General features: G+C 68.3%; 21 protein-coding genes. 12 read left to right on the forward strand and 9 right to left on the reverse strand.

What is annotated here, in order from left to right; translation table 11 throughout:
- Positions 1 to 87 precede the first annotated feature (87 nt).
- Positions 88 to 441, reverse strand: a complete 354-nt coding sequence (locus tag ABZ827_RS02080; protein WP_357231511.1) for a ferredoxin family protein — start codon at positions 439 to 441, stop codon at positions 88 to 90.
- Positions 438 to 2,024, reverse strand: a complete 1,587-nt coding sequence (locus tag ABZ827_RS02085; protein ID WP_357231514.1) for an FAD-binding protein — start codon at positions 2,022 to 2,024, stop codon at positions 438 to 440. The genes ABZ827_RS02080 and ABZ827_RS02085 overlap by 4 nt, the downstream gene beginning before the upstream one ends.
- 165 nt (positions 2,025 to 2,189) lie before the next feature.
- Between ABZ827_RS02085 and ABZ827_RS02090 the strand changes: the two genes are divergently transcribed.
- From ABZ827_RS02090 to ABZ827_RS02105, 4 genes are all read left to right on the forward strand, one after another.
- Positions 2,190 to 2,507: a hypothetical protein gene (locus tag ABZ827_RS02090; RefSeq protein WP_357231517.1), complete on the forward strand. Its 318-nt coding sequence runs from the start codon at positions 2,190 to 2,192 to the stop codon at positions 2,505 to 2,507.
- A 29-nt stretch (positions 2,508 to 2,536) separates the two neighbouring features.
- A complete protein-coding gene (locus tag ABZ827_RS02095; protein WP_357231520.1) occupies positions 2,537 to 3,739 on the forward strand; it encodes an MFS transporter in 1,203 nt (400 codons plus the stop codon).
- A gap of 88 nt (positions 3,740 to 3,827) precedes the next feature.
- Positions 3,828 to 4,775, forward strand: a complete 948-nt coding sequence (locus ABZ827_RS02100) for an endonuclease/exonuclease/phosphatase family protein (RefSeq protein WP_357231523.1) — start codon at positions 3,828 to 3,830, stop codon at positions 4,773 to 4,775.
- A 220-nt stretch (positions 4,776 to 4,995) separates the two neighbouring features.
- Positions 4,996 to 5,775 (forward strand): polysaccharide deacetylase family protein, encoded by a 780-nt coding sequence (locus tag ABZ827_RS02105; RefSeq protein ID WP_357234378.1) that lies wholly within the window; start codon positions 4,996 to 4,998, stop codon positions 5,773 to 5,775.
- Positions 5,776 to 5,779: 4 nt separating this feature from the next.
- On the opposite strand, the gene ABZ827_RS02110 is transcribed toward ABZ827_RS02105, so the two are convergent.
- A complete protein-coding gene (locus ABZ827_RS02110; protein ID WP_357231526.1) occupies positions 5,780 to 7,018 on the reverse strand; it encodes a cytochrome P450 in 1,239 nt (412 codons plus the stop codon).
- Positions 7,019 to 7,250: 232 nt separating this feature from the next.
- Between ABZ827_RS02110 and ABZ827_RS02115 the strand changes: the two genes are divergently transcribed.
- Positions 7,251 to 8,078 (forward strand): mycofactocin-coupled SDR family oxidoreductase, encoded by an 828-nt coding sequence (locus tag ABZ827_RS02115; protein ID WP_357231529.1) that lies wholly within the window; start codon positions 7,251 to 7,253, stop codon positions 8,076 to 8,078.
- Positions 8,079 to 8,153: 75 nt separating this feature from the next.
- Here ABZ827_RS02115 and ABZ827_RS02120 read toward each other — a convergent pair whose 3' ends face one another.
- Positions 8,154 to 8,489 (reverse strand): cupin domain-containing protein, encoded by a 336-nt coding sequence (locus ABZ827_RS02120; protein WP_357231532.1) that lies wholly within the window; start codon positions 8,487 to 8,489, stop codon positions 8,154 to 8,156.
- 71 nt (positions 8,490 to 8,560) lie between these two features.
- On the opposite strand from ABZ827_RS02120, the gene ABZ827_RS02125 reads away from it, so the two are divergent.
- On the forward strand, positions 8,561 to 9,496 hold the full coding sequence (locus tag ABZ827_RS02125) for a helix-turn-helix domain-containing protein (RefSeq protein WP_357231535.1): 936 nt from the start codon (positions 8,561 to 8,563) through the stop codon (positions 9,494 to 9,496).
- A gap of 78 nt (positions 9,497 to 9,574) precedes the next feature.
- Here ABZ827_RS02125 and ABZ827_RS02130 read toward each other — a convergent pair whose 3' ends face one another.
- Complete coding sequence (locus ABZ827_RS02130) at positions 9,575 to 9,838, reverse strand: helix-turn-helix transcriptional regulator (protein WP_357231538.1); 264 nt, start codon at positions 9,836 to 9,838, stop codon at positions 9,575 to 9,577.
- Between the two features lie 74 nt (positions 9,839 to 9,912).
- Between ABZ827_RS02130 and map the strand changes: the two genes are divergently transcribed.
- On the forward strand, positions 9,913 to 10,677 hold the full coding sequence (map, locus tag ABZ827_RS02135) for a type I methionyl aminopeptidase (RefSeq protein WP_357231541.1): 765 nt from the start codon (positions 9,913 to 9,915) through the stop codon (positions 10,675 to 10,677).
- A 7-nt stretch (positions 10,678 to 10,684) separates the two neighbouring features.
- On the opposite strand, the gene ABZ827_RS02140 is transcribed toward map, so the two are convergent.
- Genes ABZ827_RS02140 through ABZ827_RS02150 form a run of 3 tightly spaced genes read right to left on the reverse strand, consistent with a single transcriptional unit; the run spans position 10,685 to position 14,465 of the window.
- Positions 10,685 to 12,091 (reverse strand): metallopeptidase TldD-related protein, encoded by a 1,407-nt coding sequence (locus ABZ827_RS02140; RefSeq protein WP_357231544.1) that lies wholly within the window; start codon positions 12,089 to 12,091, stop codon positions 10,685 to 10,687.
- On the reverse strand, positions 12,088 to 13,638 hold the full coding sequence (locus ABZ827_RS02145) for a TldD/PmbA family protein (protein ID WP_357234381.1): 1,551 nt from the start codon (positions 13,636 to 13,638) through the stop codon (positions 12,088 to 12,090). The genes ABZ827_RS02140 and ABZ827_RS02145 overlap by 4 nt, the downstream gene beginning before the upstream one ends.
- A 59-nt stretch (positions 13,639 to 13,697) precedes the next feature.
- Positions 13,698 to 14,465: a TSUP family transporter gene (locus ABZ827_RS02150; protein ID WP_357231547.1), complete on the reverse strand. Its 768-nt coding sequence runs from the start codon at positions 14,463 to 14,465 to the stop codon at positions 13,698 to 13,700.
- 87 nt (positions 14,466 to 14,552) lie between these two features.
- Here ABZ827_RS02150 and ABZ827_RS02155 point away from each other — a divergent pair, with 87 nt between their 5' ends.
- The 3 genes from ABZ827_RS02155 (at position 14,553) to ABZ827_RS02165 (ending at position 16,995) form a co-directional block, all read left to right on the forward strand.
- Complete coding sequence (locus ABZ827_RS02155; RefSeq protein ID WP_357231550.1) at positions 14,553 to 15,722, forward strand: histidine kinase; 1,170 nt, start codon at positions 14,553 to 14,555, stop codon at positions 15,720 to 15,722.
- 27 nt (positions 15,723 to 15,749) lie between these two features.
- On the forward strand, positions 15,750 to 16,409 hold the full coding sequence (locus ABZ827_RS02160) for a response regulator transcription factor (RefSeq protein WP_357231552.1): 660 nt from the start codon (positions 15,750 to 15,752) through the stop codon (positions 16,407 to 16,409).
- Between the two features lie 64 nt (positions 16,410 to 16,473).
- A complete protein-coding gene (locus tag ABZ827_RS02165) occupies positions 16,474 to 16,995 on the forward strand; it encodes an FxsA family protein (protein WP_357231555.1) in 522 nt (173 codons plus the stop codon).
- 78 nt (positions 16,996 to 17,073) lie between these two features.
- Here ABZ827_RS02165 and ABZ827_RS02170 read toward each other — a convergent pair whose 3' ends face one another.
- Positions 17,074 to 17,475: a PPOX class F420-dependent oxidoreductase gene (locus tag ABZ827_RS02170; protein WP_357231558.1), complete on the reverse strand. Its 402-nt coding sequence runs from the start codon at positions 17,473 to 17,475 to the stop codon at positions 17,074 to 17,076.
- A gap of 95 nt (positions 17,476 to 17,570) precedes the next feature.
- Between ABZ827_RS02170 and ABZ827_RS02175 the strand changes: the two genes are divergently transcribed.
- Both ABZ827_RS02175 and lnt read left to right on the forward strand, forming a co-directional pair.
- A complete protein-coding gene (locus ABZ827_RS02175; protein WP_357231561.1) occupies positions 17,571 to 19,169 on the forward strand; it encodes an amidohydrolase family protein in 1,599 nt (532 codons plus the stop codon).
- Between the two features lie 207 nt (positions 19,170 to 19,376).
- On the forward strand, positions 19,377 to 20,969 hold the full coding sequence (gene lnt / locus ABZ827_RS02180; RefSeq protein WP_357234383.1) for an apolipoprotein N-acyltransferase: 1,593 nt from the start codon (positions 19,377 to 19,379) through the stop codon (positions 20,967 to 20,969).
- The last annotated feature ends 136 nt before the right edge of the window (positions 20,970 to 21,105 follow it).

Raw genomic sequence — 21,105 nt, forward strand, 5'->3', positions numbered from 1 at the left:
CCGTGCTTTCCCGGATCGAGAGTGAAGGCGTCAGGCGCTTGGATTCGATGCGACCTCCATTGATCTGACTCACACAATGGATGTTCCTCAACTCGTGAGTGGCGCGGCGTTCGGTTGCAGCGCGGGTCCGACAGCGTCGAGGGTTCCCGGTTTGCGGCCCTTACCCCAGCCGATCTGGGCGCGGTAGCTGCCGAGCAGGCCACGGCGGGTCAGTTCGTCCTCGTCGGCCGCGTACGACCCCTCGGGCTCGGGGACGGTGCTGGGGGCCACGAACAGTGCATCGGCCGGGCAGTTCGCTTCGCATTGGAAACAGGTCTGGCAATCACTGTGCCTGCTGATCACCGGGATACCGTCCGGGCCGCGATCGAAGACGTTCGTCGGGCATACCGCGATGCATTTATCGCATGCGATGCACCGCCCCGCCGAAACCAGTTCGATCATGACGCCACCCCGGCCGCCACCGCCTGTTCCGGGCGGACCCGGATACTGTCCAGCCCGGCGGTGATCAGGCGATAGTGCTGCTCCGGGTCCTGGCCGGGGAAATCGAGTCGTTTGGCCATCCCACGTGACTCGGTGCGGGTCAGCGCCGCGTGGTACATCCAGCGGGCATGCGCGGTCATCGCGGCTGCCTGCCTGGTGCGTACGCGTTGTTCGCCTGTCCCGCCGAGGGTTTCGCGCACGTTCGCCCAGATCCCGTCGAGGGTGGCGAGAGATTCGGTGAGCACGGAGCCCCGGCGCAGATAGTTCTTGTCGTAGGGGAGTACCTCGTGTTGGACGGCGGCCACAACACCGCGGTGGTCCCCGGAAACCCGGGAGCCGCCGGGGCGTGCGCCCGCATCGCCGAGGGCACGCACCGGCCGGCCGTTCGCACCGCTCCCGAGTGCCCGCGCGTAGTGTGCCGCGCCGGCGCCGGCCCAGTTACCCGAGGAGATCGCCCACGCCGCATTATGACTACCGCCGCCGGTGAACCCGCCGCAGATCAGTTCGCGGGTCGCGGCGTCGCCGGCGGCATAGAGGCCGGGCACGCCGGTCGCGCAATCGTCGGCGACGAGACGGATCCCGCCGGTTCCGCGCACCGTACCTTCGGCGATCAGGGTGATCGGGAATTTATCGGTGAACGGGTCGATTCCGCGACGGTCGAAGGTCAGGAAGAAATTCGGCTGGGCCCGGCGCATGGCCGCGCGGGCCGGTTCGTCCGCCCGGTCCAACCGGCAGAACACCTTGTCGCGTAGCAGTTCCGCCGCGATGGGCGTGCGCTGCCGGCCACTCGCACCGTCGAGCACACTGCCGTCGGAACGGTAGAACGTCGCGAACTGGTAGAACGCCGTTTTGGTCACCGAGGATCCCTCGGGCGCGATCCCGTAGGCGTTGGAGAATTCCATCCCGGACAATTCCGCCCCGGCTTCGACCGCGAACAATGCCCCGTCGCCGGTGTTCACATCGCAACCCAGCGCCTTCGACTGGAACGCGCACCCACCCGTTGCCAGCACCACGGCCCCGGCACGGACACGGTAGTTCTCGCCGGCCTGCCGCCGGTATCCCACGGCCCCCGCGACCCCGCCCGCCGCATCGACCAGTAGTTCGGTGACGGGTGAGTGATCGAGGATCCGTACTCCGGCCCGCCGCACCAGGATCCGCATCCGCCGCATGTACTCCGGCCCCTGCAAGCCATTGCGCAACTGCCGGCCGTCGGGACCCACCGGGAACGGGAACCGGGCGTCCTCCGCCAATTCGTTGAGCCGGTCGTATGTTTCGTCCAAGACCCGGACCGCCCAGCGGCGGTCCGCGAGATAGCCGCCGAGGCTTTCCCGGCTCGCGATCGCGGCCTCCCGTTCGATCGGGTCCGGCCGGACGTACCAGACACCGGTTCCGGCGGAGGCGGTGGCGCCGCTGGTACCGCAGTAACCTTTGTCGGCCAGGACGACATCGGCGCCGATACGGGCGGCGCGCAAGGCAGCCCAGGTCGCGGCCGGACCGCCGCCGACCACGAGAACATCGGTGTCCAGTTCGATCAGATCGGTCATTCGAAACCCCTAACGGCGTGAGCGACGGCCCCCGGGAGATACCGGGCCGGGCCGGCCCATCTCGACGACTCACAGGGTGGCACCGCCCGGCAGGCAGCGACAACGTTTGGAATCGGCACCGGTTAAACCCTCGCTCGCCCGGGAGCCCCCGGACATCATCACGCCATGCGTACTCGTGTGCCGGCAGTGCCCATCTCGATGCTCGCGCCCGTCTCGACGGGGTCGGCCCGCCGCAATTCCGCGGAGGCACACACGACGCCGGACAGGGATACGGTTATCCGGTATCAGGGCTGGGCCGGCCAGGTGTCGTACTCCGAACTCGCCGCAGCGCTGGAATATTTCGACAAGGCCGCGCTCGAATCGGCCGCCATTGCCACCGGCGGACCGCAGGACATCCGATCCGCGGCCACCGGCGCGACCGATATGGGCGGTGCGTTCAACGGCACGCTCGTCGAACTGGCGGCGACCGGCTCGGTCGGCTGATCGGATAGCGAAGCCGGAATCGCGATCACATGACGACCTGGACAACCCTGCGGCCGCTGCTGCCCACGGTTTTCGTCCCCTCCGCGGTGTTCGGTATCGGTCAGGGCGCCGGCTCCCCGGTGATCGCCCTGACTGCCCGCGATCTCGGCGCATCCGTCGGAGTGGCGGGCGTTATCGTGGCGCTGGTCGGGTTGGGTGCGGTACTGGGCGATATGCCCGCCGGGCGGGTGGTGGCCCGGTTCGGCGAGCGGCGCTCGATCATCGCCGGATCGATGATCGGCACGTTCGGTGTGCTGCTCTCGCTGCTGGCGTGGACACCGGCGGTGCTGGCGCTCGGCGCCCTGCTGACCGGGGTGTCGAACGCGGTATGGGGTTTGGCCCGGCAGAGCTATCTCGCCGAGGTGGTGCCGGTGGAGATGCGGGCCCGCGCCATGGCGGCCTTCGCGTTGATGTGGCGGCTGGGTTTCCTGATCGGCCCGTTCGCGGGAGCCCTCGTGATCCTCGGAGTAGGTACGCGCGGCGGGTTCGCGGTGCAACTGATCGGTGTCGTGGTCTCCGGCTATCTGATGTCCCGCGTCCCGGACCCGCCGCGCGCCGGCGACGCACCGGCCGGCGGGGTTTCCCTGGCCACGATTCTGCGCCGGCATCGACGGTTGCTCGCGACGCTCGGTACCGGGTCGCTGCTGATGGGTGCGGCGCGGGCGGCCCGTGAGGCGGCCCTACCCCTGTGGGCCGATCACCTCGGTCTCGAGGCCGCGTCCGCGTCCCTGGTGTTCGGTATCGGAGCCGCCTGCGATCTGCTGTGCTCGTACCCGGCGGGACAGTTGATGGACCGCTACGGCAGGCGGTTCATCGCCGTGCCGTCGCTGCTCATCATCGCGGTGTCCTATTTCGCACTCCCGTGGTCGCACAATATCTGGGCGCTCGGCGCCGTCGCGGTGGTCATGGGTATCGGCAACGGTTTCGGCAACGGCGTGATCATGACCCTGGGCGCGGATATCGCACCCCCGGCGACCCGTGCCGAATTCCGGGCGGCCTGGCGGCTCACCCACGATTTCGGCATGTTCCTCGGCCCGCTGATCGCAGGCGCCGCGGCTACCGTTGTCGCGCTCGGTGTCGCGGTATCGGCGCTGGGTGTCGTCTCGGTGGCGGGAGCCGCGGTGATGTACCGCTACATTCCCCGGTTCACCTCGGCTCCGCGCCGATCGAGTCCTACCTCGGTGCGCAGCTGATCCACCGTCGGCGGCCGTTGCGCGGGTGCTGTGGTGACGGCAAGGTCCCGGCAAGGTTTTCGCAACCGAGCCGGATAGGTTGACGACTATGACGCACAGTTTTGTTCGCCGGGTACTGCTCGGCGCGGGGTGGTGTGCGCTGATCGCCGGGGCGATCGGTATCGCCCTGTATTTCGGTGGTTGGCAGCGACGGGAGCTCATTCTGCTGGCCTCGGGCGCGACATACCTGATGCTGGGCGCGCTCGCCGCGCTGCTGCTGTTCCTGCTGGCCCGCGGCTGGCGCAGTGCGGTGGCCGCCGGGATCGTGCTCGCCGGGGTGTTGTGGACCCAGTTTCCGCTGTACGTTCCCGACAGCCGCGCCGCGACCGGGACCGAGTTCACGATCCTGCAATCGAACCTGTTGTTCGGCGGGGCGGATACGGCGGCGGTCGTGGCCGCGGCCCGGGACGGGCGGGCCGATGTGCTCACCGTCGACGAACTCACCCCGTCGGCGGTGGAGAAGCTGACCGCCGCCGGAATAGATGAATTGTTTCCGCACCACTACCTGGAACCGGGGCTCGGTGGTGGCGGGACCGGAATCTACAGCCGCTTCCCGCTGTCCGATCAGGTGAAGCACGAAGGATTCACCCTGCGAAATCTCTCCGCGACCCTCGAACACCCGGTACTCGGTCCGGTTTCGGTGTACGCGTTCCACCCGATCCCGCCGACAGCCGACCACGCCGTCTGGGCGAACGAAATGCGCACTGTCGGCGAAATTCTCCGGGAAACCGACGGGCCGGCGGTGGTGGGAGCCGATTTCAACGCGACGAGCGATCACGCCGCGTTCCGTGCCCTCGTGAGCGGTAGTTTCGATGCCGCCGCGGAACAGGCGGGTGCGGGTCGCCTGCTCACGTACCCGGCGGATAAATCGTGGGGTCCGCTGATCGGAATCGACCACATCCTGGTGTCCGGCGGTACCACCGACCGGATCAGGACGATCACCGTCCCGGGTACCGACCATCGGGCGGTCCTGGCTCGGCTCCGGCTCGCCGGCTGATCCGCGCCGGATAACCCTCGGCACGATCCCCTAGGCCGGGCACGGCCCGGCGAACCGCGGTCGGCACAAAGGAAATGGGTGTGCCCACGGATTTCCGCGTGGCGATTCACGAGGTTCCGCGCGTACGCCGGTAGAGTCTCCCGAACGCATATCAGCACGTCATTGTGTCTTTCCGGTAGCGCGATTCGATGTGATCGGGGTGGCTGTGGACAGGCGTTCGATGTTGTCGATGATGGCCGCGGGGACAGCGATGGCGCTGACCGGCTGTAGTGCGGCCCAAGGTGACCCGGTCGCCGTGGACACGCCGGAAAAGCCTGCGGCGGCCGGGCCGGAGCCGGTCCAACCGGCGCTGCTTCCGCCACCCGGCGGGCCGAAGACGTCGATCCCGCCCGCCGCCATCACCGCGCTGCCCGGACCCGGCAGCAGTATGGCGCTCACCGTGGACGACGGGGCGAGCGCCGAGGTGGTCGGGGCCTACATAAAATTCGCGAAAGATACCGGCGCCCGGTTCACCTTCTTCGTCACCGCCTACTACCAGTCGTGGACCGAACATCGCGACGAACTGCGCCCGCTGGTGGAATCCGGGCAGATCCAGCTCGCCAACCACACGTGGGACCACGCCGACCTCACCGCCCTGCCCGAGCTGGCCGTCGCCGATGATCTGTCGCGCTGTAAGTTGTTTCTGCGCAATACGTTCGGTGTCGACGGTATGCCCTACTACCGCCCGCCGTTCGGCCGGCGCAATGCCACAGTGGACCGTATCGCGGCCGACCTCGGCTACCGCGTGCCGGTGATGTGGTATGGCTCGCTGTCGGATTCCGGGCTCATCACCGAGCAATACTTGCTCGAATGCGCGCACAAATATTTCAACCCGCAGGCGATCGTGATCGGGCACGCCAATTTCCCGCCGGTCACCCGCTGCTACGGGCAGCTGGTGGACATCATCCGGGAACGGAAGCTTTCCCTGGTCACGCTCGACGACGTGCTCACCGTCGAGTGACCGGTCAGGGGAGATGCAGTGGTGGGGAGGGCGGGAAGGTGACCGGAAGTGTGGCGAGGGTGCGGTGCAGCGGACCAGGGCGCCAGGCCAGTTCCTCGCCGGGTATCGCCAGCCGGATCTCGGGCAGGGCGTCGAGGAGCTGATCGATGGCCTCCTGGGCGACCACATACGCGGTGTGCTGGGCCGGGCAGGCGTGCGGTCCGGCGCCCCAGGCCAGGTGCGCGCGGTTTCCGGTGTGGTTGCCGGTGCGGATCTCCGGGTCGTTGTTACAGCCGGCGAGGCTGATCACCACGGGCTGATGGGCGGGGAGCCAGGCATTCTCGATCAACACCGGCTGCCGGGGGTAGGTGACGCTGGCGTTCGGGAGCGGGGGATCGTCGAACAGGACATCGTCCAATGCGTCCCGGGTCGAGACGGCGCCGCCGAGCATATCGTCGGCGAATCTGTTGTCGGTCAGCATGAGGCGCAGGGCGTTGATGATCAGGCTCTGCATAGGCCCCATACCGACCCCGTACAGCGCGATGACCTGATGCAGCATCTCCGCTTCGTCGAACCCGGCGGGGTCGTGCAGGAGCCGGGTGGTGATGTCGTCGCCCGGTGCGCTGCGTTTGGAGTCCACGAGGTCGTGGACTGCCTCGCCGAACATCCGGTTGCCTTCTTCGGCGTGGACACCGTCGAAGATCGCGGCGGTCGCGGCGGCGGCCCGTTCACTGATCTCCGGCGGGCAGCCGAGCATCGCGTTGATGACTTCGAAGGTGAGCGGAAACGCGTACTCGCGGACCAGATCGGCCGAACCCGACGAACAGAACTTGTTGATCAGTGGCACCGCGAACTGCTCCACGGTGCGGCGCGCGGCATGCAGGTCGACACCGTCGAGGGCCGCGGTGGTCGCTCCGCGGTAGCGGGCGTGCTCCCTACCCGCGCTGCGCGGTGCGTTCGGCCGCCACTGCAGGACCGGCAGCACCGGGCAGTCCTCGGCGACGGTCTGCTCCCAGGCGCGGGGGTCGGCGGGAAAACGATCGGGGTCGTTGAGGATTCGTAACGCGGTGCGGTATCCGATCACCAGGGTGGCGGGAACTCCGGGTGCCAGTTCCACCGGTACCAAGGAGCCGTAGTGCTCGCGCATTTCGCGATAGGCGCGGTGGGGGTGGGCAGCAAACTCGGGTGTGTAAAGGGCGATGCGATGTTCATCGCCTGGTCCGGATGAGGTTTTCGCGCGCCCGGGATCCGGCGGGGTGGTCATGGCTTGCTCCAGGCAGGTCGGCGGACAACGGCATTGAAACGAGTCGTCGGTCCTGGTGAGAATCGGCCGGGTACCGCGGCGCTGCGGGACATCGAAATCATAGGACATATCCGGAGATCGGTCCGGACCAACGTGTTCCCACCGTCGGTTCGACGGTCGACTTTTGGCAGTTGGTGTCATATTCTCGCTGATACTGGGCGGCGGATCATTCACTGCGGATACGGAGTAATTCATGGGCAAACTGGACGGCAAGGTCGCATTCATCACCGGCGCCGGGCGGGGGCAGGGTCGTAGCCACGCGGTCGGTTTCGCCCGGGAAGGCGCCGATATCATCGCCGTCGACACCACGGCGAAAGTCGAGAGTGTTCCCTATGCACTGGCCGACGCCGACGATCTCGCCGAAACCGCCCGCCTGGTCGAAGCCACCGGTCGCCGGATCGTTGCCCGCGATGCCGATGTCCGCGATTACGCGGCCCTGGCGGCCGCGGTATCCGACGGTGTGAACGCGTTCGGGCGGCTCGATATCGTGGTCGCCAACGCCGGTATCTCGAGTCCCGCCCCGACGCTCGAAATGAGCGAGGATACCTGGCAGGACATGATCGATATCAATCTCACCGGGGTGTGGAAAACGCTGAAGTCGGCCGTTCCGCACGTGATCGACGGTGGCCGCGGCGGTGCCGTCGTGATCACCAGCTCTCTTGCGGCAGTTCACTCCAACGAGAACACCGCGCACTACTCGGCATCCAAGGCCGGCCTGGTGGCGCTGATGAAGGTGCTGGCCAAGGAACTGGCCCCGCACAGTATCCGGGTCAACACGGTGCACCCGTCCACGGTGGCCACCCCGATGATTCTCAACGACGCGACCTACCGGTTGTTCCGTCCGGATCTGGAGAATCCGACCCGCGCCGACTTCGAGGAGGCCGCCCGGACCCTCAACCGTCTCCCGGTCGCGGCAGTGGAGCCGGAGGACATCACCGATACGGTCCTGCACCTGGTTTCGGACGCCGCGCGTTACGTCACTGGGACCACGCAGATGGTCGATGCGGGTGGAGCGTTGTGAGCTGACCCGCGTCGGGACGTATCGAGCCCCATACGCCGCGGCGCAACGGCAATGTGCACCGCGGCAGTGGGCCGCTCAGCCCTCGGGGTAGAAGAGGAACAGCGTGCAGCCGGTCGTGGTGGCGGGGATATGCCATGACCCGGCGGGTGCGTGCAGGAAGGTGCCCGCCGGATAGTCGCGTGCGCCGTCGTTGAATATGCCCGTGACCACGTAGACCTCCTCCGGACCGGGTTCGTGGATATCGCGGCGTGGCCACGATGTGCCGGGATCCATCTCCAGCACGTTGGCGTGCGCGCCGGTCGGGGCCTTCCACAGTGGTCGAAGCCGGATACCTGGGAAGAGCTCGCGGGACGGGGACTCGGAAACGGCGGCGGAGGTGTATCCGTCCTGGGTGAGGATCTCGGGGTGCATATGTCCCACGGTGCCGTGCGGGGCGATGTCCGGGAAGGGTCCGGTTGGACACTATGGGGTACATTTCTGCCATGCATCGCGTAGTGGCGCTCGTGCGGCCGGTGCAGTCGACATTCGAACTCGGCTGTGCCGTCGAGGTGTTCGGCACGTGTCGGGACGGGGTGCCGCAGTACTACGAATTCGAGGTGTGTGCGGAGCGGCCCGGTCAGGTTCCGACGTCGGCCGGGTACGCGATAACGGTGACACGGGGCCTCGCGGAGCTCTCGCGGGCGGATACTGTTCTCATCCCCGGCTGGTCTCCGGTGGAGGCGCCGCTGTCGGCCGAGGTACGTCGTGCGCTGCTACGGGCGCACGATCGTGGGGCGCGACTGGTCACGATCTGCTCCGGAGTGTTCGCGCTGGCCCGCACGGGGTTACTGGACGGACGGTCGGCCACCACGCACTGGGCGCGTGCCGCGCAGCTGGCCCGGGAGTTCCCGCGGGTGCGGGTGGAGCCGGACGTGCTCTATGTCGATCACGGCGATGTCGCCACCAGTGCCGGTGCGGGCGCCGGTATCGATCTGTGCCTGCATCTCGTCCGGCAGGATCATGGCGCGGCACACGCTGCTCTCGTCGCGCGGCATATGGTCATGCCGCCGCATCGCGAGGGCGGTCAGGCGCAGTTCGCGCCACCCCAACTACCCGTGGACGCGCTCGACGGTCTTCTCGACTGGGCGGGTGAACGTCTGGAGACGCCCTTGTCGGTGGGGGATATGGCCGCGTATCTCAGTATTTCGCCGCGCACGCTGGCGCGCCGCTTCGCGGACCGCCTGGGCACCAGTCCTGGTGCGTGGCTGCTGGCTCGCCGGGTGGCCGAGGCGCGCACCCTGCTCGAGGACACAGATCTCCCGGTGGAGGCGATAGCCGTCCGTGTCGGCCTCACCTCGTCGGTCAATCTGCGCCGCCGCTTCCGCGCACACCTCGGCACTACTCCAGGTGCCTACCGCCGGGCATTCCGAGTCGCCTGACCTCTTCGTATTCCGGCGGGGCGGTGAACCGCGCCGATATGTCCGGGCGGCAGCCGCCGGAATCTCGTCGGGGGTCGATCAGGCGGATTCGGCGAGTTTGTCCGTGGTCCAGATCTCGGCGAGATCGTCCAGGGGGAGCGCGAGTGCGCGGCTCAGCGAGACGACCGTGCCGAAGCTGGGCGAGGGCAGGCGCCCGGTTTCGATCTTGCGGAGGGTTTCCGGCGAGATACCGGCCGAACGGGCGACCTCGGCGAGGTCCCGGTCGGCGCGGGCGGCCCGGATCCGGATGCCGAGGCGGCGGCCGGATTCGATCTGGGCGGGGGTCAGGGGGAGGCGGACCATGGGCCCCAGCTTAAGAGTGGTATTAAAGTACCGCAAGAATGGTATTGAAATACCGGTTACTGGTGGAGGTTGTGATGGTCGAACTGAAAACGCCCGGCGAGATCGAGCGGATGCGTATCGCCGGGGCGTTCGTGGCCGAGATCCTGGCGGAACTACGGGAGAAGGCCGCAGTGGGGGTGAACCTGCTCGAGCTGGAAATGATTGTGCGGGAGAAGATCCGGCGGCGGGGCGCGCAGTCGTGCTACTGGGGCTACGCGCCGTCGTTCGGGCGCGGACCGTTCCGCAATACGGTCTGCCTGTCGGTGAACGACGCCGTACTGCACGGGCTGCCCTTCGACTACGCATTATGCGACGGCGACGTGCTGACCATGGATCTGGCATTGAGTATCGACGGCTGGGTCGCCGATGCCGCCACCACCGTGATCGTCGGCACACCCGACCCCGAGGACCAGCGCCTGGTCCGTGCCACCGAAGAGGCGCTCGCGTCGGCGATCGAGGCGGCCCAGCCGGGAAACCGGGTCGGCGATATTTCGGCGGCGATCTCGGCGGTGGCCCGCTCCCACGGCTATCCGGTGAACACCGAATTCGGTGGTCACGGGCTCGGGCGGACCATGCACGAGGATCCGCACATCGCCAACCACGGGAAACCGGGGCGCGGTTTCCCACTCCGCCCGGGGCTGACCATCGCGGTGGAACCGTGGTTCGCCAAAACCACCGACCGGATCGTCACCGACCCGGACGGCTGGACCATCCGCTCGGCGGACGGATCGCGAACAGCGCACTCCGAACACACCATCGCGATCACCCCGGACGGACCGCGGATACTCACCGTGGTCTGAGCGGGAATCAGGTCGCTCGGCTCACCGAGGACATATGGAAGTCCGGGATCCGCAGCGGCGGCATGGCTGTGCGGGTGAACCAGTCCTTCCACTCGCGGGGCAGCGTCTGTTCGGTCGCACCGGCTTCACCGATCCTGCGCAGCAGATCCAGGGGGCTCTCGTTGAACCGGAAGTTGTTCACCGCGGCGGTGACCGCACCGTCCTCCACCAGGAACACACCGTCGCGGGTGAGGCCGGTGAGCAGCAGGGTGGCGGGGTCGACTTCGCGGATATACCAGAGGGTGGTGAGCAGCAGGCCGCGTTCGGTGCGGGCGATCATCTCGTCGAGAGTGGCCGAAGAACCGCCGGTGAGCAGTAGGTTCTGCACCGGGACTGTGGGCGAGACGCCGTAATCGGCCGCGGTGGCGCGCGGATACGCCAGATCGGCGATGGTCCCGTCGCGCAGCCAGTCGACCCGCTGGGCGGGCATACCGTTGTCGAAGACGGATACCGTCTCCGAGGAGGCCTGGGTCGCCACGAACGGCAGGCATTCGAGTCCGGGCGCGGTGGGGTCGGAGGACAGGGTCAGCGGGATATCGGTGAGTTTCTCCCCGATCCGGGTGCCGCCCGGGGCGGAGAACGCCGTATGGCCCTCCTGTGCGGCCCGGCCCTCCATCGACCAGTACATATAGATCAGCAGATCGGCGACGGTCGACGGTGGCAGCAGGGTTTCGTAGCGTCCGGCGGGCAGGTCGACCCGGCGCGCGGACCAATCGAGACGCCGGGAGACTTCGGCGAGCAGTCCGGGAATGTCCACATCGGTGAAATCCGTGGTTCCCGCGCCCACCCAGGCGCTGGACAGTTCCGTGCCCTCTCCGCGTTTACCGTTGATCTCCACCGATCCGGTGGGCTGGGTGTAGCGGCGCCGGACGCCGGTGGAGGTGCCGAGCCAGGTGGTGTGCACCTGGTGATGCGCGAAACCGTAGAGACGGTCGGCACCGTCGAAACCGGTGGACAGATCGGCGACCAGCCCGGAGAACACCTCGATACCGGTGGTGGCGGCCGCCTGCTCCCAATCCGGCGCCACCGCGACCGTCTGCGCGTCCAGGAGCGGCATCGCGTCGCGGGCCGGTTCGGCGGCCGCGGCGGCATCCTCGCTCGCCCGGACAACGGCTTCGATATCGGCGGGGTCGACACTGGTCGAAGCGACACTGCCGACCCGCGCGGACCGGGGCCCCTCGCGCAGTACCGACACCACCGACCACCGCCGCGCGACCGAGGCGCCGTTGGTGGTCATAGAGTTACCGGCCCAGCGCAGCGACGCATCGTATTCGTCGGTGACGATCACCACGGCCTCATCGGCCCGGGACAACCCGAGTGCCCGCTCGACCACCGCACTCGCGGGCAGCACGCCCGCACCCGTCGCTGTCATCATTGCCCCGCTTCCGTCCGGGTGTTGAGCACATTCACGCCGCGCACGAGCACCGACGGGCAGCCGTGACTGACCGCCGCGACCTGTCCGGGCTGCGCTTTCCCGCAGTTGAACGCCCCGCCCAGCTGCCAGGTGGACGGGCCGCCGACGGCTTCCATCGAACCCCAGAAATCCGTGGTGGTCGCCTGATAGGCCACATCGCGCAACTGTCCGGCGAGTTCACCGTCGCGGATCCGGAAGAATCGCTGGCCGGTGAACTGGAAGTTGTAGCGCTGCATATCGATCGACCAGCTCTTGTCGCCGACGATATAGATACCGTCGGAGACCCGCGAGATCAGCTCCGCGGTGCTGGTATCGGCCGCGGGGTCCGGTTGCAGCGACACATTGGCCATCCGCTGGATGGGGACGTGGTGCGGGGAGTCGGCATAGGAGCAGCCGTTGGAACGGCCGAGACCGAGCCGGGGCGCGAACACCCGGTCCAGCTGATACCCCACCAGGACGCCGTCGCGCACCAGATCCCAGCGCTGCCCGGCCACCCCGTCGTCGTCGTACCCGACGGTCGCCAGACCGTGCCGCTGCACGCGGTCGGCGGTGACGTGCATGACGGGGGTCCCGTACCGGAGGGTGCCGAGGAGATCCGGGGTCGCGAACGAGGTTCCGGCATAGGCGGATTCGTAGCCGATGGCGCGGTCGTATTCGGTGGCGTGACCGATGGACTCGTGGATGGTGAGCCACAGGTTGGTGGGGTCGATCACCAGATCCGTCGGGCCGGGCGCCACGCTCGGTGCCTTCACCTTCTCGGCCAGCCATTCCGGTATCCGGGTGAGTTCGTTGTTCCAGTCCCACACGCCGTCGGCGCCGGTGACGTACTCCCAGCCCCGCCCGACCGGCGGCGCCAGCGTACGCATGCTCTCGAAAACGCCCGAGGCGGTATCGACGGTGATCGCCTCCAGTTGCGGTTGCAGCCGCACCCGCTGCTGGATGATCGCCGACCCCGCGGTGTCGGCGTAATAGGTCTGTTCCTTGACCTGCAGCAGAGTCGCGGTGACATGATCGACGCCGTCGGCAGCCGAGAGCCGGCCCGAATAGTCCTGTAGCAAGGCCACTTTGTCGGCGGCGGGGATCGTGAACGGGTCGATCAGATAATCCGATACCCAGCGGGCGTTGTCGTAGCGGGGTTCGGCCGCCAGTTCGACACGTTCCCGGTTCAGCGCCCGCAGGCTCGTGGCCACGGCCACCGCGGAACGCGCGACCTCGGCCGCCGTCTCCGGGTTCAGTGCGGCGTGTGACGCGAAACCCCAGGTGCCGTCGACGATGACCCGGACCGCGAACCCCAGTTCGACGGTATCGGTCAGCGCCTCCACCCCGCCGTCGCGCAACCGGATCGACTGCGTACACAACCGGTGTACTCGCAGATCGGCGTGTTCGGCGCCGGCCGCGCGCGCCGCGGTCAGGGCCGCGTCGGCCAGCGTCTTCAGCGGTAGATCCGCGAATTCGGGATCGATATCGTGCCCGGGAGGTTGCCCGCCGGGTTCGGTGGACGTCGCCATGCTCACCCCGACCAACTTAGTCCGCCACGGGCGATTCCGGGTGAGTCGGCCGGCGGGGATCAGCCGAACTGCTGCCAGCCCAGCCGGATCACCATCGCCACCACGACCACGAGCAGCACCACGCGCACGAACTCCGCGCCCCGGGCCAGCGCCATCCGCGAGCCCACCACCGCCCCGGCGATATTGGCGACGGCCATGGCCGCGCCCAGCGCCCACAGCACATGCCCGGTGAGGCCGAAGAAGGCGAGCGCGCCGATATTGGACCCGCAGTTGATCACCTTGGCCATAGCGGCCGCCCGCACGAATTCCGTACCCAGCAGGGTCGCGAACGTGATGATGAGGAAGGTGCCGGTACCGGGCCCCAGCAGGCCGTCATAGGCGCCGATCAGACCGGCCGCCAGTGCCACGACCAGCACGACCTTGCGGCGCGACGGGGGATGGGTGGCCAGGGTGATCCCGATCGACGGCCGTGCCGTGACGAAAACCGCCACCCCCACCAGCACCACGAGCACGATCGGAATGAACAGGTCGCGGTCGATGAGTGATACCGCTGCCGCGCCGGCCGCCGCGGTGACTGCCGCCAAGGTCGCGGCGGGGATCAGCAACCGCCACCGCAGCGGAACCTTGCGGGCGAACGTGACCGTCGCGGTCGCGGTGCCGGCGACCGCGGCCAGTTTGTTGGTACCCAGCGCGGTCTGCGGCGCGATACCGGGAGAAACCAGCAGCAGGGTGGGCAGCACGATCAAACCGCCACCGCCCACCACCGCGTCGACCCAGCCGGCAGCCGTCGCGGCCGAGAGCAGCACCAGCCAATCGGTCGGATCCATTCGCACAGCAAACCAGACGGCCCGCGGACCGCGGTGCCGGTGTGCTGCGCTCGGCTCACCTCGCAGCCGCGGAATTAGGCTGGGCACGTGCGCCGATTCAGTCTGTGGCTCCGAGACAACCCGATCGTCGCCGACACCACGCTGGCGCTGCTGCTGCTGTTCCTCGATCTGGTCATCGCCCGCGACAGTGGGAATCCGGCCGCGTTCCTGGTGTTCTCGGTGCTGATCCCACTGCCGATCGCATTGCGGCGGGTCTATCCACGGGCGATGGCCGTGACCTTCATGGTGCTCTCGTTCTGCGCCAGCACGATCGGCTACATCGTCGGCGATCCCACCGTGCACGCCGCGCTGCTCGGGCACGGGATCATGCTGTACACGCTGGTCGCCTATCTCGGGCGCCGGGAGGGGCTCTGGTACGCGCTGGCGCTCGTCGCGGATACGGTCTACGGGATGGCGGTGCTGACCGGCTTCAAAACCGGTGACCTGGCATTCGTCGGGATCTACTTTGCCTTCTGCTGGGTGCTGGCCGAGTTCGCGGGTGCCCGCCGCGCTTACGACGCGGAAGTAGCGGCCCGGCACGCTGTCGCCGAATCCGATCGGGAACGCCGAGCGCACGACGCCGTCTCGGCCGAGCGCACCCGCATCGCCCGGGAACTGCACGATGTGGTCGCGCACGCGGTGAGTGTGATGATCGTTCAGGCCGACGGCGCCCGGTACGCGCTGCGCGCCGACCCGGAAACCACCGAGCAGGCGCTGGTCACCATCGCCGGCACCGGACGGGAAGCGCTGCGCGAACTCCGCCGCACGGTCGCGCTGCTGCGCACCGAACACGCGACCGACCAGGTGCCGCGGTACGGCACCGCCGGGCTGGCCCAGGTAGCGCAGCTGATGCGCGATGCGGGCCTGGCGGTAGAGCTGGAACTGTCCGGGGAACTGGACGAGCTCGCGCCGGAAGTCGGACTCGGGGTGCACCGCATCGTGCAGGAGGCACTCACCAACACCCTGCGGCATGCCGGCGCTCATCCGAAGTCGTGGGTACGGGTGCACCGGCACTCTCACGATGTCGAGATCGAGGTCACCGACTCCGGCGGTGTGCCGGTACACCCGGAGGCCCGGATCGAGGGTAGCGGTCTCGGGCTGGCCGGAATGCGGGAACGGATGGCGGTGCTCGGGGGCAGCCTGGAAGCCGGGCGGACGCCGGAGGGGATCTGGCGGGTGTACGCGCGGATACCGCTGGCATCACCGGATGGGGAATAGCGCACAGCCGCCACTACATTGGAGGCCGTGCCGATCACTGTGCTCGTTGTCGACGATCAGGAACTGATGCGTGTAGGTCTGAAGATGGTGCTCGGCGCGCATCCCGATATCGAGGTGGTCGGCGAGGCCGACAACGGCTCGACCGCGATCAGCCAGGCCGCCGATCTGAAACCCGATGTGGTGCTGATGGATGTGCGGATGCCGGTGGTCGACGGGGTCACCGCCACCGGCCGCATCCTCGAATCCGGCCACGGCACCCGGGTCCTGGTGATGACGACCTTCGATCTGGACGAACACGCGCTGGGCGCGCTGCGGGCGGGGGCGAGCGGTTTCCTGCTCAAGGACACCCCGCCGGAAGATCTGATCTCGGCCATCCGCAGTGTCGCGGCCGGTGACGCGGTGGTATCGCCGAAGGTCACCAAACGCCTGCTCGACCGCCTGATCGCCGAGCAACCCGCTCCTTCCCGCGACCCCGCGATCCTCGATGTCCTCACCGCGCGGGAGCGGGAAGTCCTGGAGGAGATCGCCGCGGGCCGGTCGAACGCGGAGATCGCCGGGCGGCTGTTCCTCTCCGAGGCGACGGTCAAAACCCATGTCGGCCGGGTGCTGACCAAACTGGACCTGCGGGACCGGGTACAGGCGGTGGTGCTGGCCTACGAAACGGGGCTGGTCCGGCCGGGTGGATGAGGGTCCGGGAGCAAATCGGACATCTCGTGCGTTGTATGGGTAGTCCGACCCGAAAGGTTCGCCCATGCCCGTCCTCGGTTTCCTCGCCTACCTGGTAGTCGAGATCGCCACCTTCGCCGCCGCCGTCGCCTGGCTCGGCGCTGTCCCGGCGATCCTGCTGCTCATCGCCAGCTCCGCCGCGGGGATGCTGCTGCTCGGCTCGCAGTGGCGGCGGGTATCGGAGCAGTTCCGCCGTGCCTCTCGCGGCGAGATCACCCCGGGTGCCGCGGTCGCCGACGGCGCGCTGGTGGCCCTGGGCAGCGTGCTCATGTTCGTCCCCGGCCTGGTGTCCTCCGTTGTGGGCTTGCTGATGCTCCTCCCGCCGACTCGTGCGCTGTTCCGCCCGGTACTCGCCGGGCTCGCCGCCCGCCGGGTCGCGAAGATCGCCGCGACGATGCCGCGGCAGTCGGTGACGGTCGTCGACGCCGATATCGTCGACGGGGTCGTGGTGGACGAGTGGTACACCGATGAGCCCCCGCGGTCCGCGGTCGCGTTGGAGAAGCGTTCGGTTTCCGCCGAGGGGTTCGACGCCGGCCCGCGAGGCTGACCGGCCCGGAAACCATCGGCTCACTGGTTCCGGTCGGCGCCAGGTGGTGGGCCGGAACCGGCCGGCTTGCGGTGGCCGCTATTCAGGATCGGTTGACTCGGGCCGAACCGTGAGTTCGATTCCGACGGTGCCCGCTTTCCCGCGGCGCAGAATACTGCCGAATACGACCAGTGGACCCGACACCCGGTACTTACGCCGGATCAGCTTGCGCACGTGCCCGCTGCCCGTCGCGTCGAGTATCCGGCCGGTGCCGTGCAGGACCTCGCCGCGCGGGGTGCCTTTGTAATCGCAGGGCTGCAGGGTCACCTCGGGGTTGCGGCGCAGCCGTTTGACCTTCCAGGAGTCGGTCACGGTCCAGACGTACAGCTTGCCCTCTTCGGCGACCGCCCACAGCGGGGTCGGTACCGGGGTGCCGTCCTTGCGGAACGTGGTGAGCAGGACATAGTCGGCGGTGCCGACCGCACCGAGCGAGTTGGTCATGTAGGCAGCGTAATTCGGGTGCGGAGCACAGGTGATCCGAGGACAGGCGCGACCGGTCGCGCGCCGTGTGGGCGGGTGCGGCAGACTGGTTCCCCGTGAGTACGCAGCTGCTGGTCGGAGGTCGGATCTACAGTTCGAGTGCACCCGATGCCACGGCGCTCGCGGTCACCGACGGAGTGGTGGTCTGGCTGGGCGCCGATCATGTGGGCCGGGCACTGCATCCCGATGCCGAGATCATCGACCTCGCGGGTGCGCTGGTGACCCCGGCGTTCGTCGAGCCCCATCTGCACACCACCGCGTTCGGCCTGCAGCGGTCCGGTCTGGATCTGTCCGCGGCGAACTCCCTGGCGCACTGCCTGGAACTGGTGGGTGCGTTCGCCACGCGGCATCCGGATGGGGTGATACTGGCCGACGGCTGGGACGAAACGCGCTGGCCGGAAGGCCGGCCACCGACCGTCGCGGAGATCGATTCGGTGTTGCAGCCCGGACGGCCGGTGTACCTGGCGCGCGTCGACAGTCATTCGGCGGTGGCATCCTCGGCGCTGCTCGACACGATCGCGGGCCTGACCGGTACGGCCGGTTACCGGGCCGGTGAACCGGTACGGGCGGGTGCCCACCATCTGGTGCGGGCGGCGGCACGTGCCCTGCTCACCGGCGAACAGCGCGCGGCCGCGCGCCGGACGGCGCTGGATATCGCGGCCGCGCACGGGGTAGTCGCGGTTCACGAATGCGCGGGGCCGGATATAGAAGGAGAGACCGATCTGCGGGAGCTGCTCGCCTTCGAGCACGGCGTGCAGGTGCGGGCCTATTGGGGACAGCCGGTGCGGACGGCCGGCGAGGCGAAGGAGCTGCTGCACGACCTCGGCGCGCACGCTCTGGGGGGCGATCTTTTCGTCGACGGATCCCTCGGATCGCATACCGCCTGCCTGCGTGACCCCTACTCGGACGATCCCGGAACCGGCGTTTCCTATCTGGACGCCGCGCAGATCGCCGACCATGTGCGGGCCTGTACCGAAGCCGGTGTCCAGGCCGGATTCCATGCCATCGGTGACGCGGCCGTCGATGCGGTGGTGGCCGGGGTCGGCCGGGTCGTGGCGGACCTCGGCGGCCCGGCCGTGGCGGCATGCGGACACCGCGTCGAACACGCGGAACTGCTCGACAGTTCCCATATCGAGGCGATGGCCACCTGGGGGCTGATCGCCAGCGTGCAGCCCGCGTTCGACCGGGAATGGGGCGGCCCGGGCGGAATGTACGCAGAACGACTCGGTGCGACGCGTGCCGCCGCTCTCAACCCGTTCGCCGCCATGGCGGCAGCCGGGATCTCGCTGGCCATCGGGTCGGACGCCCCGGTCACGGCGCTCGACCCGTGGGCGGCGGTCCGGGCCGCGGTGCATCACCGCACACCCGGGCACGGTCTCTCGCCCCGGGCCGCCTTTGCCGCCGCGACCCGGGGTGCCTGGCGTGCGGGGGGCGTCCGTGACGGTATGGCCGGCACTCTGGTGCCCGGCGCGCCCGCCTCGTACGCGGTGTGGGAGGCCGATGATCTCGTGGTCGCCGCGCCCGCGGATACTGTGCAGCGCTGGTCCACCGATCCGCGGTCCCGGGTTCCGGGGTTGCCGCCGCTGACCCCGGACGCCGAGTTGCCACGTTGTCTGCGAACAGTGCACAGGGGAACGACGATCTACGCCGCGTGATCGCCGCGGCAGCCGGCGGGTCGGCGGATGGACACCGAGCCCGATCCCTCTCACCGGTTGTCGCGGCCGATCCACATTTCACACCGCGCCGAACTACGGCGGTTCGGACATGTGCGGGGTCCGGATCCGATGGAACGACAGGATACAGCTGTGGAGCAGGGTGACAGGACGGCGAGCCGGTGGTCCGATCGGCTCACCCGCTATCCGGTGGCGGCGCGGTCGCTGTCCGCGATAGTGGCGGGACTGCTGCTGTTCGGCAGTTTTCCGCCGCGGCCCTGGTGGTTCCTCGCGCCGCTCGGTATCGCCCTGCTGACCCTGGTGCTGCGTACGGGGGCCGGGCTGCGTTCCGGATTCGGTTACGGCTTCCTGGCCGGGCTGGGATTCTTCCTACCGCTGCTGCCCTGGACGGGGATCTACGTGGGTCCCGTGCCGTGGCTCGCGCTGTCCACGGTGTGTGCGGTGTACCTGGGTTTGTTCGGGGTGCTCGGGCGGGTACTCGGCCGGCTCCCCGGATGGCCGATATGGCTGGCGTTCGCCTGGACGGCGGCCGAATGGGGTAGGTCGAGTTTTCCGTTCGGCGGGTTCCCGTGGGGCCGGTTGGCTTTCGGGCAGGCGGACGGGTGGTTTCTGCCGCTGGCGATGCTGGGTGGTGCACCCCTGGTGAGTTTCGCCGTCGCACTCAGCGGTACCTGCGCCGCGGCGGTTCTGCTCGCGGTCCGGCGTGACCGCCTCGGAAAGGGCCGGAAGCCGGGGGTCTCCGGCGCGCCGGGCCCGACGGCGCGTGGGCGCTGGGTCGTTCCGGTCGCAGCCGGGCTGACGTGCCTGCTGCTCCCGCTTGCCGGACTCGGTCTGCGGGCCGCGCTGCCGGGGCCGCTGGAAGGTGACAGCACGATCACGGTGGCCGCGATCCAGGGCAGCGTGCCGCGATTGGGCCTGGATTTCAACGCTCAGCGCCGGGCCGTGCTCGACAATCATGTCCGCCGGACCGAACAGTTGGCCGATGAGGTGGCGGCCGGTCGGTTTCCGGCCCCGGATGTGGTCGTATGGCCCGAGAACTCTTCCGATATCGACCCGTTGCGCAATCCCGACGCCGCCGCGTTGATCTCGGAGGCCGCGCGCCGGATCTCCGCGCCGATTCTGGTGGGTGCTGTGCTGGTGAACGGTGACCGGACCACAACCAATTCAGTAATGGTCTGGACCGCAGAGGGCGGTCCGGGCGACCGGCACGACAAAAAAATAGTACAGCCTTTCGGTGAATACCTGCCGATGCGCGGATTTTTCCGGCTTTTTTCGGACTATGCGGACAAGGCCGGGTACTTCGTGCCGGGTAACGGTGACGGAACAATTCGGGCTTCAGGTACGGAAATCGGTATAGCAACCTGTTACGAAGTAGCTTTCGACCGGGCGTTCCGGGATTCTATGCAGTCGGGCGCGCAATTGCTGGCCGTGCCGACAAATAATGCGACTTTCGGTGACAGTGAAATGACTTACCAGCAACTTGCGATGTCCAGGGTGCGGGCGGTGGAACACGGACGGTCGTTGGTCGTCGCCGCGACCTCGGGCGTCAGTGCGATCATCGCCGCCGACGGGAGTGTCCGGCAGGAAAGTGCGCAGTTCGTGCCGGAAGCGCTTGTCGCGGAGGTTCCGCTACGGAGTTCGACCACTCCGGCGACGGCTCTGGGGCCGTGGCCGGAGCTGGCCGTCGTGTTCGTGACGGTGGTCGGCGTGGTTGTCGCGGTGGTGCGCCGGCGGGTGGATCGGCGGTCGTCCGACAACCTCGCGGCCACCGTTCACGGCTGATCGAGATTGCGTCGGCAGCCGTCGAAGGCGGGTTTGCCAGTTGTTCGCCGAACGGCGATGCGGTAGCCGTAAGTGACCGGTTTATTTTTTGCTCGTGGAGGGTAAACAGACTCGCTCTTTGTGCGTAGTATCTAGG

It is taken from the genome of Nocardia sp. NPDC019395, assembly GCF_040632335.1.
GTDB lineage: Bacteria > Actinomycetota > Actinomycetes > Mycobacteriales > Mycobacteriaceae > Nocardia.

What these genes read in the sequence shown, in the direction of transcription:
- ABZ827_RS02080 (WP_357231511.1), bottom strand. Translation starts at nt 441, where the DNA reads ATGATCGAACTGGTTTCGGCGGGGCGGTGCATCGCATGCGATAAATGC.
- ABZ827_RS02085 (WP_357231514.1), bottom strand. Translation starts at nt 2,024, where the DNA reads ATGACCGATCTGATCGAACTGGACACCGATGTTCTCGTGGTCGGCGGC.
- ABZ827_RS02090 (WP_357231517.1), top strand. Translation starts at nt 2,190, where the DNA reads ATGCGTACTCGTGTGCCGGCAGTGCCCATCTCGATGCTCGCGCCCGTC.
- ABZ827_RS02095 (WP_357231520.1), top strand. Translation starts at nt 2,537, where the DNA reads ATGACGACCTGGACAACCCTGCGGCCGCTGCTGCCCACGGTTTTCGTC.
- ABZ827_RS02100 (WP_357231523.1), top strand. Translation starts at nt 3,828, where the DNA reads ATGACGCACAGTTTTGTTCGCCGGGTACTGCTCGGCGCGGGGTGGTGT.
- ABZ827_RS02105 (WP_357234378.1), top strand. Translation starts at nt 4,996, where the DNA reads ATGTTGTCGATGATGGCCGCGGGGACAGCGATGGCGCTGACCGGCTGT.
- ABZ827_RS02110 (WP_357231526.1), bottom strand. Translation starts at nt 7,018, where the DNA reads ATGACCACCCCGCCGGATCCCGGGCGCGCGAAAACCTCATCCGGACCA.
- ABZ827_RS02115 (WP_357231529.1), top strand. Translation starts at nt 7,251, where the DNA reads ATGGGCAAACTGGACGGCAAGGTCGCATTCATCACCGGCGCCGGGCGG.
- ABZ827_RS02120 (WP_357231532.1), bottom strand. Translation starts at nt 8,489, where the DNA reads ATGCACCCCGAGATCCTCACCCAGGACGGATACACCTCCGCCGCCGTT.
- ABZ827_RS02125 (WP_357231535.1), top strand. Translation starts at nt 8,561, where the DNA reads ATGCATCGCGTAGTGGCGCTCGTGCGGCCGGTGCAGTCGACATTCGAA.
- ABZ827_RS02130 (WP_357231538.1), bottom strand. Translation starts at nt 9,838, where the DNA reads ATGGTCCGCCTCCCCCTGACCCCCGCCCAGATCGAATCCGGCCGCCGC.
- map (WP_357231541.1), top strand. Translation starts at nt 9,913, where the DNA reads ATGGTCGAACTGAAAACGCCCGGCGAGATCGAGCGGATGCGTATCGCC.
- ABZ827_RS02140 (WP_357231544.1), bottom strand. Translation starts at nt 12,091, where the DNA reads ATGATGACAGCGACGGGTGCGGGCGTGCTGCCCGCGAGTGCGGTGGTC.
- ABZ827_RS02145 (WP_357234381.1), bottom strand. Translation starts at nt 13,638, where the DNA reads ATGGCGACGTCCACCGAACCCGGCGGGCAACCTCCCGGGCACGATATC.
- ABZ827_RS02150 (WP_357231547.1), bottom strand. Translation starts at nt 14,465, where the DNA reads ATGGATCCGACCGATTGGCTGGTGCTGCTCTCGGCCGCGACGGCTGCC.
- ABZ827_RS02165 (WP_357231555.1), top strand. Translation starts at nt 16,474, where the DNA reads ATGCCCGTCCTCGGTTTCCTCGCCTACCTGGTAGTCGAGATCGCCACC.
- ABZ827_RS02170 (WP_357231558.1), bottom strand. Translation starts at nt 17,475, where the DNA reads ATGACCAACTCGCTCGGTGCGGTCGGCACCGCCGACTATGTCCTGCTC.